This is a genomic window from Paraburkholderia dilworthii (assembly GCF_000472525.1).
In the GTDB taxonomy this organism is placed as follows: Bacteria; Pseudomonadota; Gammaproteobacteria; order Burkholderiales; family Burkholderiaceae; genus Paraburkholderia; species Paraburkholderia dilworthii.
The window spans coordinates 1-12,688 of sequence record NZ_AWZT01000031.1 but is presented as its reverse complement, the minus strand read 5'-3'; the positions used below and the strand labels follow the sequence as shown (position 1 = coordinate 12,688).

The 12,688-nt window shown below is 66.2% G+C and carries 12 protein-coding genes; 7 read left to right on the top strand and 5 right to left on the bottom strand.

Annotation, left to right across the window (positions count from 1 at the left end; translation table 11 throughout):
* The first annotated feature begins 24 nt into the window (after positions 1-24).
* A complete protein-coding gene (locus F759_RS0123485; protein ID WP_027802008.1) occupies positions 25-1,443 on the top strand; it encodes a coniferyl aldehyde dehydrogenase in 1,419 nt (472 codons plus the stop codon).
* Between the two features lie 211 nt (positions 1,444-1,654).
* Here the strand turns inward: F759_RS0123485 and F759_RS0123480 are convergent, their stop codons facing one another.
* From F759_RS0123480 to fliE, 5 genes are all read right to left on the bottom strand, one after another.
* Positions 1,655-2,026, bottom strand: a complete 372-nt coding sequence (locus F759_RS0123480; protein WP_027802007.1) for an EscU/YscU/HrcU family type III secretion system export apparatus switch protein — start codon at positions 2,024-2,026, stop codon at positions 1,655-1,657.
* On the bottom strand, positions 2,026-3,498 hold the full coding sequence (gene fliK / locus F759_RS0123475; RefSeq protein WP_027802006.1) for a flagellar hook-length control protein FliK: 1,473 nt from the start codon (positions 3,496-3,498) through the stop codon (positions 2,026-2,028). Before fliK ends, F759_RS0123480 begins: the two co-directional genes overlap by 1 nt.
* 67 nt (positions 3,499-3,565) lie before the next feature.
* On the bottom strand, positions 3,566-3,892 hold the full coding sequence (locus tag F759_RS0123470; protein ID WP_027802005.1) for a flagellar protein FliT: 327 nt from the start codon (positions 3,890-3,892) through the stop codon (positions 3,566-3,568).
* Entirely contained in the window at positions 3,889-4,323 is a 435-nt protein-coding gene (fliS, locus tag F759_RS0123465; protein ID WP_027802004.1) for a flagellar export chaperone FliS, read from the bottom strand. Before fliS ends, F759_RS0123470 begins: the two co-directional genes overlap by 4 nt.
* 238 nt (positions 4,324-4,561) lie before the next feature.
* Positions 4,562-4,912, bottom strand: coding sequence for a flagellar hook-basal body complex protein FliE (fliE, locus tag F759_RS0123460; RefSeq protein ID WP_027802003.1), 351 nt, complete (start codon positions 4,910-4,912; stop codon positions 4,562-4,564).
* A gap of 237 nt (positions 4,913-5,149) precedes the next feature.
* Between fliE and fliF the strand changes: the two genes are divergently transcribed.
* The 6 genes from fliF to F759_RS0123430 are packed head-to-tail and all read left to right on the top strand — an operon-like array spanning position 5,150 to position 12,313.
* Positions 5,150-6,949 (top strand): flagellar basal-body MS-ring/collar protein FliF, encoded by a 1,800-nt coding sequence (fliF, locus tag F759_RS0123455; protein ID WP_027802002.1) that lies wholly within the window; start codon positions 5,150-5,152, stop codon positions 6,947-6,949.
* Positions 6,939-7,934, top strand: a complete 996-nt coding sequence (gene fliG / locus F759_RS0123450) for a flagellar motor switch protein FliG (protein ID WP_027802001.1) — start codon at positions 6,939-6,941, stop codon at positions 7,932-7,934. Before fliF ends, fliG begins: the two co-directional genes overlap by 11 nt.
* Entirely contained in the window at positions 7,921-8,604 is a 684-nt protein-coding gene (fliH, locus tag F759_RS0123445; protein ID WP_027802000.1) for a flagellar assembly protein FliH, read from the top strand. Before fliG ends, fliH begins: the two co-directional genes overlap by 14 nt.
* The gene (gene fliI, locus F759_RS0123440; RefSeq protein ID WP_027801999.1) at positions 8,598-10,277 is read left to right on the top strand and encodes a flagellar protein export ATPase FliI; all 1,680 of its coding nucleotides are present in this window, start codon (positions 8,598-8,600) and stop codon (positions 10,275-10,277) included. The genes fliH and fliI overlap by 7 nt, the downstream gene beginning before the upstream one ends.
* 2 nt (positions 10,278-10,279) lie before the next feature.
* Positions 10,280-10,729: a flagellar export protein FliJ gene (fliJ, locus tag F759_RS0123435; RefSeq protein WP_020070765.1), complete on the top strand. Its 450-nt coding sequence runs from the start codon at positions 10,280-10,282 to the stop codon at positions 10,727-10,729.
* A gap of 60 nt (positions 10,730-10,789) precedes the next feature.
* Positions 10,790-12,313, top strand: coding sequence for a flagellar hook-length control protein FliK (locus F759_RS0123430; protein WP_027801998.1), 1,524 nt, complete (start codon positions 10,790-10,792; stop codon positions 12,311-12,313).
* The last annotated feature ends 375 nt before the right edge of the window (positions 12,314-12,688 follow it).

Below are 12,688 nucleotides of genomic sequence, written 5' to 3'. Positions count from 1 at the left end.
TCTTTCATCAGGGAGTGGTGAACAATGAAGAACGATCTGCCCGACGTCGCCGCGCTGGAGGCGCTGCTTCGCGATCAACGTCACGCGTATTTGCGCGCGCCGTATCCGTCATGGGAAACGCGCGCGGCGCATCTGAAGGCACTGCGCAAAGTCCTGCTCGACAACCGCGACGCGCTCGCCGATGCAATGAGTGCCGACTTCGGCAATCGCGCGAAGCAGGAAGTGCTGCTCGCGGAATTCCTGCTCGTGAAGGAAGAAATCGACGCCGCGCTGCGGCACGGCAAACGGTGGATGAAAGCGCAGCGCCGCAGCACCAACAAATGGCTGCTGCCGGCTCGCGCGAAGGTGGTGCCGCAGCCGCTCGGCGTGATCGGCGTCATCGTGCCGTGGAATTATCCGGTGCTGCTCGCCGCCGGGCCGCTCATCAGCGCGCTGACCGCCGGCAATCGGGCGATCGTCAAGATGTCCGAACTGACGCCGTGCACCTCGGCGTTGTTCGAGCAGTTGATCGGCGAAACCTTTGCACGCGATCACGTCGCTGTCGTGAACGGCGACGCAGGCCTCGCCGCTGCGTTCAGCGCGCAGCCCTTCGATCATCTGCTCTTCACCGGCTCGACGAAGATCGGCCATGAAGTGATGCGCGCCGCCGCCGAGCATCTGACGCCGGTCACGCTGGAGCTCGGCGGCAAGTCGCCAGCGATCATCGGCACCCATGCGCGTTTCGACAATGCCGTCGATAACCTCGTCGCCGGCAAGACGCTCAATGCCGGGCAAACCTGCATCGCGCCGGACTATGTGCTGGTGCCGCGCGGCAAGGAACAGGCGTTTGTCGAGCGGGCGCGCGCGCGGATGACGAAGATGTATCCCGGCTTCGCGCATAACCCGGATTACACGTCGATCATTTCGCCGCGCCACTTCGAGCGGCTGGAACGTCTCGCCGACGAAGCACAGGCCGCCGGCGCGCAACTGCATCCGCTGACCGACAGCGCGCCCGATCCGGCGAGCCGCCGCTACCCGCTAATCGCCGTCACCAACGCGCCCGACGATTGCGAACTGATGCAGGAAGAAATCTTCGGGCCGCTGCTGCCTATCGTGCCGTACGACACACTCGACGACGCCATCGCGTGGATCAACGCCCGGCCGCGCCCGCTTGCGCTTTACCTGTATGCGGACGACGCAGCCAGCATCGAACGGGTCACGCACGAAACCATTGCGGGCGGCATGGCGATCAACGAAACGCTGATGCATCTGGCGTGCGAAAGCCTGCCATTCGGTGGAGTCGGGGCAAGCGGAATGGGCGCGTATCACGGCTACGAAGGCTTCGTGACGTTTTCGAAGATGAAGCCCGTTCTGACGCAGGCGCGTCTGAACGCGCGTGCATGGATTTCGCCGCCGTATGGCAAGCGCGTCAACGCGTTGCTGAAACTGATGATGCGGTTTTGAGCGAGAACGGCTTGCGTAGCTGCGTGGGCGGCTGGTGCAGTCGCTCGTCGGGTAACGGATCGGATCGCTGTCAGGCCTGGGAAACGCGTCAACCGGCCGACTGCGCAGCGAGCGGGCCTGCCGGCTCAGTTGCCCGATCCGCTACCCAAGCTCGCTATCCAACCCCGCTGCGATACCTCACTCCTTACCGCTGGTCGCTCGACTCACACCGTTATCGTCCGGCGGCGCCGTTATCAAGGTCGACTGCGACCACGTCCGTGACGTCGTCCGTGCCGCGCAGGGCGCCGCCCGGTGCTGCCGGCGCCGGCTCGTGCTCCGCCCCGCTTTCCAGCCGATGCAGCCACGCGAGCAATTCGGCCACCGCCTGATAAAGCTGCGGTGGAATGCGCGCGTCGAGATCCACCTGCATCAGCAGCGAGACCATTTCGGGCGCTTCATGCACATAGAGACCGGCTTCCTTGGCACGCTGCACGATCATCTCGGCGAGCATGCCGTAGCCTTTGGCGATTATGCGCGGCGCCGCCTCGCCGCCCTGGGCGTCGTAGACGAGCGCAGCCGCGCTGCGGCGATGTTTGCGGCTCATCACATATCCCAGTCGAAGTCGTCGAGCGGCGCAGTGACGGGACGGGCCGCATTCGACGTGCGACGGCTTTTTCCGGCCGCAGCGCTTGCCGGCGGCGCCGAGGCCGCCGACGCTGCGGCATCCGCCCGACTCGCCGCCGAAGCCGACCGCGCATACGCCGACGCCGCGGCCTGAGCCGCAGCCGAGGCGCCTGCCGCGGCTGCACCCGTGGCTGGCGCGCCGCCGCCAATCTCGCGAATCGTCAAACCGTTCAGCTGGATACCCGCCGCCGCGAGCCGCTGGCGAAAACTTTCGCCCTGCGTCGCAAGACGCGCCGCGCCGCCGGGGCTCGCCTGCACACGCGCGACGAGGCGCATGCCGGTCAACGTCAATTCGGCGTCGACGGTGCCAAGCGTCGGCAGCGACAACGTGAGGCGCGTGCGCCACGGCTGATCGTCCTCGCTTGCCGTGCCGCCGCCGCTGCGTTCCCACTCGTCGCCTTCCTGCTCGATGGTCCAGTCGAGCTTCGCGCCGGGCCACGCTTCGCCGGTCCAGCGAAACTGACCGGTCGCGAGCAGATCGAGCTGCTGACGCACGAGCGGCACGGTCGCGGGATGAACCGCGGCCGCCTGCGCATTCTGCGACGACCCGCCGTCAACCGACGGCGAGGCCGCGTTATGCAAACCTGTATGGGAAGGCTGACCGTTCAGGTCGGAGAGGGAACTCGCGAGCACTTCACCGGCGACGAAGCGCGCGGCCTGCACCGTGTCGATCGACGGCATCGCGCGGCCGGCGGTATTGGCCGCGCCCGGATTCGCCGCATTCGCGTTGCCGGCATCGGCCGCGCCGGACGATCCCGACGCGCCCTGCGGCGCCGCGCCCACGCCTTGCTTCCCGGCGGCCTGCGCAGGCGACGCCTCGCTGCCATCGCCAGCCCAGTTCAGCGGCAATTGCGCGGCGGCGGCCACGAGCTTGTTCTGCGCTTCGCCGGCGAGCGTCTCGGGCGCGCGCTGGCCGCTCAGCCATTGCGCGAGATGCGCTTCGTAGAAGAGACCGCTGTCGCCGACCGTCCGCGCGAGCGCAGCCGCGAGCGCCGCGACGGGCACCTGGGCCGCCGCGACATTCGCGGTGGCCGCAGAAGCTGCGGCACTGGAAGCGGGATTGGGAGCAGCGGGCGCGTCGAAGAGCGGCAAAGCGCCCACCTCGACGTCGAGCGCGGGAGCGGCGGGCCAGATCGGCGTCTGGCCGACGATCGCGGGCGTCGCCTCGCCGCCCGAGCGCACGATCGCGTTGAGCGCGAGCGCGACCGCGGACAGAGCGGTCTGCGCCGAAGGCTGCGGCACAGACGGCGCGACCGGTGCGGCAGTGGCCGGCGCGGTCTCTACATCCGCCGCGCCCGTCTGGGTGGTGGCGGCGCTGCCAGGGGCAATGTTGAGCAGGCTGTCGACGCGGGTCGCGAGCAGCGATGCGAGGGCCGTGTCGATTCCGTTCATGCCGATTCCTTGGTCACATTGGCGGCAGCGCGCTCAGTTCATGCGGTCAGACGGCTTGCGGCCACCGTTAGCGCGCCCCGTACAGTTCCTTCAGCAGCCGCGACGGCCGGCCGCCGAACAACGCCGACAGCTTGGCGAGGCTCGGATTGGCCAGGTCGCGAATCGCGGCGTCGTCGGCGAGGATTTGCCGGATCAGCGCGTACTTGCGCAAGCGTTCCGTCTCATCGAGCTTGACGCCGGTTTCCGCGTCTTTCAACGCGTCCACGAGCAGCCGGTACTCATCCTGCAAGTGGACCAGATCGTTCCACAAGGCGCGTCGGGCAGCCATCAGCATGCGGCAGGACAACGCTGCAATGGCCTCGTAGCGGGCAAAGTATTCTGCGTTCGATGTCATCTCATGCTTTCCGCGACCGGCTGGGCAGCCACCCGCGTTATCTCCGGGGCAATCCCGATCCATGCCTCTTCGAGCGTCGCCAGCAGACCGTCGACTTCGACCAGCATCGCCTCGCTCTCTTTTATGTTGGCTTCGAGCAGCCGGCGCGACATGTAGCTATATAGCGCGTTCAGCCGCTCCGCAATCTCGCCGCCCACCTCAAGGTTGAGCGACTGTTGCAGCCCGCTTTCGACGATCTGAATCGCCTTGCCGATCGCCTCTCCACGACCGGACACATTGCCCTGCTGCACATGCATCCGCGCTTGCGCGATTGCCTGTCGGGCCCCCTGATACAACATCACGATCAGACGATGCGGACTCGCGCCCATCACCCCTGTCTCGACGCCCACGCGTGCGTACGCATTGGCTCCAGAGTGTCCTGGGGAAAACATCGGCGCTCCTCCTCGATTGCAACTGCGGTTGGTCGTGGCAGCCCATCGCGATGCGTTTGCGCACCCCGATTCATGCCTGTATCTGGTTATCGGATACGCAGCGAAAAAGCTTTAGGCCAGTGTAAGGAGGATTAAGGGGCCAGGCTGCGCAAGCCCGTCGGGGCAGCGCGGCGTGCGTCATGCGGGCAGTTGCAGCCGGGCGGGCGGAACATTCTTGCCGCCGCGGCCGCAGACTCGTTCAGACCTGCATCTGCATGATGTCGTTGTAGGCGGACACCAGCTTGTTACGCACTTGCAGGCCGAACTGGAAGCCCACGTTCGCCTTCTGCATGTCGACCATCACGTCGTTCAGCGACACATTCGACGCGCCAAGCTCGAATGCCTGCGATTCGCCGATCGCCTTGGTCTGATCGCCGCTGATCTTGTCCAACGAAGCCTTCAGTGCCGACGCAAAACCGCCGGCCGTAGCCGCGCCGGACGCACCTGCAGCCGTTGCGCCGGTCGCGGCGGTGCTGCCGCCGGCCGCCTGCGCCGCCATCGACTGCAACTGTTGCAGCGCCGACGAAATCGCGTTCACGGGCAAAGTCATTGTTCTCTCCAGTAATGACGAGCGGCACGACCAAACCGTACCGATCTGAACGAAAGCATAGCAGTGAGCATGACGGGAAAGCCCCGAAACTAGGGGGGAAACCCGGCTCTATTCAAGCAATCGGGCGGGGCTGCCGTGCGGATAATTTCAGTCGTGAAAGTCTCTGTCCATACTCCCGCCGACCCTCGGTGCGGTTGAGCGGCAGAACGCAAAAGGCATCCCGGAGAAACCCGACGCATGGATTCGTCAGCCAACTCTTTGATCAACCCCGACGCCCGCATGGGCCTCGCCGGCGCGCAGCCCGGCGCGGCGGCGGCGGGCACCGGCCAGCCCGGCGCAAGCGCGGACCTGGGCGGCCTCGGTGGCGGCCTCGGCGGCAATTTCGGCCAGCGCCTGTCGGGGCTCGCGCAAATGCGCGGCAACCCGCGCGCCCCGCTGATCTTCGCAGTGGCGTTGCTGGTCGCCGTGGTGGCAGGTCTGTTCCTGTGGTCGCGCGCGCCGGACTACAAGGTGCTCTACAGCAATCTGTCCGACCGCGACGGCGGCGCCATCATCACCGCGCTCCAGCAGGCCAATATTCCCTACAAGTTTTCGGAGACGGGCGGTGCGATCCTCGTGCCGGCCGAGCAGGTGCATGAAATGCGGCTGCGCCTCGCGTCCCAAGGGCTGCCGAAGAGCGGCTCGGTCGGCTTCGAGTTGATGGACAACCAGAAGTTCGGCATCAGCCAGTTCGCCGAGCAGATCAACTATCAGCGCGCGCTGGAAGGCGAACTGGAGCGCACGATCGAGTCGATTTCCTCGGTCAAGTCAGCTCGCGTGCATCTGGCGATTCCGAAGCCGTCCGTGTTCGTGCGCGACAAGGAAGCGCCGTCGGCTTCAGTGCTCGTCAATCTCTATCCGGGCCGCGCGCTCGACGAAGGCCAGGTGCTGGCGATCACGCATATGGTGTCGTCGGCGGTGCCGGAAATGCCGGTCAAGGGCGTGACCATTCTCGACCAGGACGGCAACCTGTTGACGCAACCGTCGGTTGGCGGCGGGCTTGACGCGTCGCAACTGAAATATCGCCAGCAGATCGAGCGCAGCACGCAGCAGCGCATCGACGCGATCCTCGCGCCGCTTTTCGGCGCCGGCAACGCGCATTCGCAGGTGAGCGCCGACATCGACTTCTCGCACAGCGAACAGACTTCGGAAAACTACGGCCCGAACGGCAACCCGCAGCAGGCGGCGATCCGCAGCCAGCAATCGAGCACCGCGACCGAAATGTCGCAAGGCGGCGCCTCGGGCGTGCCGGGCGCGCTGTCGAACCAGCCGCCGCAGCCGGCGTCCGCGCCGATCAACGCGCCCAATGGCGCGAGCGGCGGCGTGACGACAACGCCGGTCAGCGACCGTAAGGACATGACGACGAACTACGAGCTCGACAAGACCGTGCGTCACCTCGAGCGACCGATGGGCGGCATCAAGCGTCTGTCGGTGGCGGTGGTCGTCAACTATCTGCGCGTGGTCGACGGCAAGGGACACGCCACGATGCAGCCGGTCACCGCCGACAAGCTCGCGCAGGTCAACCAGCTCGTGAAGGACGCGATGGGCTTCGACTCGCAGCGCGGCGACTCGGTCAACGTGGTCAACAGTCCGTTCACCAGCGAACTCGATCCGAGCGCGGATCTGCCGTGGTGGCGTACGCCGGACATGCTGGCGCTCTACAAGCAGATCGCGACGTATCTCGGCATCGGCGCGGTGGCTCTGTTCCTGTACTTCGTGATGGTGAAACCGGCGCTGCGCCGCGCCTTCCCGCCGCCGGAACCGGTCGCCGCCGCAGCGTTGCCGTCGCCGGACGAGCCGATCCTGCTCGACGGCATCCCGGTTGCGGAACGCGCCAACGGCAACGTCGAAATGGACGCAGGCGACAGCGAGATGCTGGCGCTTGAAAACGCGAAACACAAATATGAGCGGAACCTGGAGTTCGCGCGCAGCATCGCGCGCCAGGATCCGAAGATCGTTGCAACTGTCGTCAAAAATTGGGTGACCGATGAGCGCTGAAGGCGTAATGAAGAGCGCGCTTCTGCTGATGTCGATCGGCGAGGAAGAAGCCGCGCAGGTGTTCAAGTTTCTCGGACCGCGCGAAGTCCAGAAGATCGGCGTCGCAATGGCCGCCATGAAGGCCGTGACGCGCGAGGAGATCGACGTCGTGCTGCACGAGTTCGTGCGCGAGGCGGAAAAGCACACCGGCATGTCGCTGGACTCCAACGAGTACATCCGTTCCGTGCTGACCAAGGCACTCGGCGACGACAAGGCCGGCGCGATCATCGACCGGATTCTGCAAGGCAGCGATACCAGCGGTATCGAGGGTCTCAAGTGGATGGATTCGCCGGCTGTCGCGGAACTGATCAAGAACGAGCACCCGCAGATCATCGCGACGATTCTGGTTCACCTCGACCGCGATCAGGCGTCGGAAATCGTTGCGTGCTTCTCCGACCGTCTGCGTAACGACGTGCTGTTGCGGATTGCGACGCTCGACGGCATTCAGCCGGCCGCGCTGCGCGAACTCGACGATGTGCTGACCGGCCTCCTGTCGGGCAGCGACAACCTGAAGCGCAGCCCGATGGGCGGTATTCGCACGGCGGCGGAAATTCTCAACTTCATGTCGAGCAACCACGAGGAAGGCGTCATCGAGAACGTTCGCCAGTACGACGCGGAGCTCGCGCAAAAGATCGTCGATCAGATGTTCGTGTTCGAGAACCTGCTCGACCTCGAAGACCGCGCGATCCAGTTGCTGCTGAAGGAAGTCGAATCCGAGGCACTGATCATTTCGCTGAAGGGCGCGGCGCCCGCACTGCGTCAGAAGTTCCTGTCGAACATGTCGCAGCGTGCCGCCGAATTGCTCGCCGAAGACCTCGACGCGCGCGGCCCGGTTCGTGTCTCCGAAGTGGAAACGCAACAGCGCCGCATCCTGCAGATCGTGCGCAACCTGGCGGAAAGCGGCCAGATCGTGATTGGCGGCAAGGCGGAAGATGCATATGTCTAATCGCAACTCCACGGCAAAGGAAAGCCTCTCGGCCTACCAGCGCTGGGAGATGGCCTCGTTCGATCCGGTGCCGCCCGCGCCGCCCACGTCCGAAATCGACGAAGGGGCACTCGAAGCCGAACTCGAACGTCTGCGCGAAGCCGCGCACGCGCAGGGCATCGCGTCCGGCCACGTGGCCGGTCAGGCACTCGGCTATCAGGCGGGTTACGAGCAAGGTCACGCGCAAGGCTTCGAACAGGGCAAGAGCGAAGCGCGCGAGGAAGCCGCGCGACTCGCCGCGCTCGCCGAAACCTTCAAGGCCGCGCTCGACGGCGCGCAAGGCGCCATTTCGGAGACGCTGGTTGCGCTCGCACTCGACATCGCGCAACAGGTCGTGCGCCAGCACGTGCAGCACGACCCGACCGCGCTGATCGCCGCCGCGCGCGAAGTGCTCGCTGTCGAGCCCGCGCTCACAGGCGCGCCCGCGCTGATCGTGAGCCCCGCCGATCTGCCGGTGGTCGAAGCCTATCTGATGGAAGAACTGCAAACGCGCGGCTGGACCGTGCGCACCGATCCGGCAGTGGAGCGCGGCGGCTGCCGCGCGCAAGCCGGCAGCGGCGAAGTGGACGCCGGCATCGATACCCGCTGGGAACGCGTTGCCGCGGCACTCGGCAAAGTGAGTACATGGTGAAGCCGACGCTCGAGGAAATCCGCGCAAGCGATCTGACGCCGCTCGAACGCGAGCTGGCGCTGGCGTCGTTCGGCGCCGAGGCGCTCGCGGACGCGCCGTTCGCGGATGCGATTTCAATCGACGCGACCGCGGCTGACGCAACTCACGCTCATCCGGTGACGGGCGCGGCCGCGAGCCGCGAATCGGCACCGGCTGCGGGCGCCGGCTCCTCGGGCGCTGGTACGGCTGCCGGTTCGCGCGCCGCCGCGAAGGCAGCAAGCGCCGCAGCCCCTGCGTACGATCCCGCGCTTGACAGCAATCCGCACATGCAAGCCTGGCGCGGCCGGCTCGACGCACTGCGCGCGCGTAACGCGATCGCCAAGCCGATGCGTGCCTGCGGACGTCTGACGCGCGCCGCCGGTCTCGTGCTCGAAGCGGTTGGATTGCGCCTTTCGGTGGGCGCGGAAGTGATGATCGAGCTGCCGCCTGGCAGTTCGCTGCCGATGGCCGAAGCCGAGGTTGTCGGCTTCTCCGGTGACAAACTATTTCTGATGCCGACTACGGAAGTGATCGGCCTGCTGCCCGGCGCGCGCGTCTATCCGCTCGAAAGCGCGCCGATCGCCGATCCGATGGCGGGCGCGAAGCGTCTGCCGGTGGGCTGGGAACTGCTCGGTCGCGTGCTCGACGCGTCGGGCCGTCCGCTCGACGGACTCGGCCCGCTCGGCGCGCACGCAGATGCGCCGCTGTCCGCGCCGGTCATCAATCCGCTGAATCGCGAGCCGATTCACAAGGTGCTCGACGTCGGCGTGCGCGCGATCAACGCGCTGCTGACGGTGGGACGCGGCCAGCGCATGGGCCTCTTCGCCGGTTCGGGCGTCGGTAAGTCGGTGCTGCTCGGCACGATGGCGCGCTATACCAGCGCCGAAGTGATCGTGATCGGGCTGATCGGCGAACGTGGCCGCGAAGTGAAGGAATTCATCGAACAGATTCTTGGCGAGGAAGGACTCGCGCGCTCGGTCGTGATCGCCGCGCCCGCCGACGTCTCGCCGCTTTTGCGGATGCAGGCGGCCTCGTATTCGACCTCACTCGCCGAATATTTCCGCGATCAAGGCAAGCACGTGTTGCTGCTGATGGATTCGCTGACCCGTTACGCGATGGCCCAGCGCGAAATCGCGCTGGCCGTCGGCGAGCCGCCCGCCACCAAAGGTTATCCGCCTTCGGTGTTCGCGAAGCTGCCGGCGCTCGTCGAACGTACCGGCAACGGCCCGGCGGGCGGCGGCTCGATCACCGCGTTCTATACGGTGCTGACCGAAGGCGACGACCAGCAGGACCCGATTGCCGACTCCGCGCGCGCGATTCTCGACGGTCATATCGTGCTGTCGCGCTCGCTTGCCGAGGCCGGCCACTATCCGGCCATCGACATCGAAGCGTCGATTAGCCGGGCAATGACCGCGCTGATCGACGATAACCATCTGGACAAAACGCGTATGTTCAAGCAGATGCTGTCGCGCTATCAGCGCAACCGCGATCTGATCAACGTGGGCGCTTATTCGAGCGGGCGCGACGCGTTGCTCGACCGCGCCATCGCGCTGTATCCACGGATGGAAGCCTTCCTGCAGCAAGGCTTTCGCGAATGCGCGAACTTTGAACCGAGTATCGAGATGCTGGACGCGCTGTTTGCCCAAGGAGCCTGACGATGGCGAAACACTTTCCGATCAAGACGTTGATTGGACTCGCGCAGGACGATGTCGATGCCGCCGCGCAACGTCTTGGCCGCGCGCAACGGGAGCGCAATGACGTGGAAGCGCAACTCCAGTCGCTCGTGCAGTACCGCGACGAATACCACGCGCGTTTCACGGCGACCGCCCAGGCGGGCATGCCCGCCGGCAATATGCGCAATTTTCAGGCGTTTATCGATACGCTCGACGCCGCCATCGAACAGCAGCGCAACCTGCTTGTGACGGCCAATGCGCGAGTCGAGGCGGCCAAGCCCGACTGGCAGCGTCAGAAGCAGAAGCTCGGCTCGTATGAAGTGCTGCAAGCGCGCGGCGAAGCGGCCGAAGCCAAAACCGTGGCGCGGCGCGATCAGCGCGACGCCGACGAACACGCTGCACGAATTCTGAGGATGCGCGCCGAAGGCGCCTGACGCCTGCGCCGCCCTCGACTGACTGAACACCGCACCCTTTGACGGATTGACAGGACACTTATGTCGCTTCTTTCACAGATCGGCTCGCTGCTGGGTTCTGCCGGCAGCGCCTCCAACAACGGTTCCAGCAGCGCGGCGGCTCTCGCCGCCGCAAGCGCGAAGCCGTTCTCGCAAACCTTGCAGCAGAGCATCAGCCTGCAGAACAGTGCGGCTGCAGGTGCAGCGGCGAGCTTCAACGCGAGCGCAAACCAGGCGGCCGCGGCGCCGACGCCGTCGCCCGCGGATGCGTCGCAGGCGTCGTCGTCGAGCGTGCACGACGCGCCCCCGCCGGATGATTCCACAACGCAGAGCGCCGACGACAAGAGCAGCGACAAGGACAGCACCGCGACCGATGCAGCGTCGTCGGCTGCGCAGGCGGACAAGTCGCAACAGGCATCGACAGACAAGACCAAGGCCACGCCGCCAAAGTCGGGCAACGCGGCCAACTCGGCGAGCAGCAGCGACGCCAGCGCTGCGGCAGCCGCCGCAGCCGCACAGGCGCAAGCGCAAGCCGATGCGAACGCTGCCGCCGATCCGGCTGGCGCGAACCTCGCCGCATCGACGGATGCCGACGCAACCGCGGCCGGCGCGGCCACCGACGGCACCACGGTCGTCGTACCCGGCAGGAAAGCGCCGACCGATCCGAAATCGCTGCAAGACTCGCTACAGGCGGCGCTGGCAGCGCTGGCGAACGGCCAGGCCGTGATCCCATCGCAGGCGTTGGCGAGCGGCGCGGCCGCGGCCGCGGCGGCAAACGGTCTGGCGAGCGCGAACGCGTCGTTGAACGATACCAATAGCAAGGCGCTGGAAGCCGGTCTCTCCGGCGGCGGCAAGGGCTCGACAGCGGCACGCGGCGCATCGACGGCGACGGCGGCAGTAGCCGATCCGACGGCGGCTGCTTCGGCGGCTGCGGCGGGCGCCTTGACATCGGCGGGCGCAGTGGGCGCGCAGGCGGACGACCCGGCGTCGTTCAAGAACGCAGCCGACGCGGCGACCGCTGCGCTGGCCGCGACCCAGGCAGCGGCGGCGAGCGCCGCCAGCACGACGGCCGCGGCGCAGACGACGGGCAACGCGAGCGCGGCGGCAGCAGCCAATGCGCTGGGGCCGCAAGTGGGCACGACCGACTGGGAGGAAGCGCTGAGCCAGAAGGTGGTGTTCCTGTCGAATGCGCATTCGCAAAGCGCCGAGCTGACATTGAATCCGAAGGATCTCGGGCCGCTCCAGGTTGTGCTTCAGGTTGCGGATAACCATGCACATGCGTTGTTTGTTTCGCAGCACCAGCAGGTGCGGGAGGCCGTCGAGGCGGCTCTGCCCAAACTGCGCGAGGCGATGGAAGCGAACGGCATCGGGCTCGGCAGTGCGAGCGTGAGCGATGGATTCGGGCGCCAGGGCGGGCAGCAGCAGAATGCCGGTTCGGGGAGGTCTGGGGGCCGCTCCGCGGCTGAGGGAGAGGTTTTTGGTGGTGGGGGCGGCTCTGGCGCTGTGATCGGTGTCGAGGATGTTGGTGTGCGGCGGAGTGTGGGGTTGGTTGATACTTTTGCCTGATGGCGGTTTTTGCCTTTGGCTGGGTTTTGGTTTTTTTTGGTCTTTTGGTCTTTGGCCTTTCCTTGAATTCCTGGTGGTCTATTGGTGTTGCCCCTGTGCGGGGCGGCACTTACTTTCTTTGCCGCCGCAAAGAAAGATAAGCAAAGAAAGCGGCTCACACCGCTAGCTCATAGGTGGATCCCACGGCTTGGAACGGGTAGTGGTACATCTGGAATCCGTGCTCTCGCACATTCGGCGCCTGTGACAAGGGAGTCATACTTCCCGCCTCGCACCTACGTGCTCGTCGGAATGGCCCGCTTAACACCGCCCTCCTGCGTTCGGCGGGGGAGCCATCGGCGACCGCTGCGGCGCGCGCAGCGCCGCCGGAAGAATGAC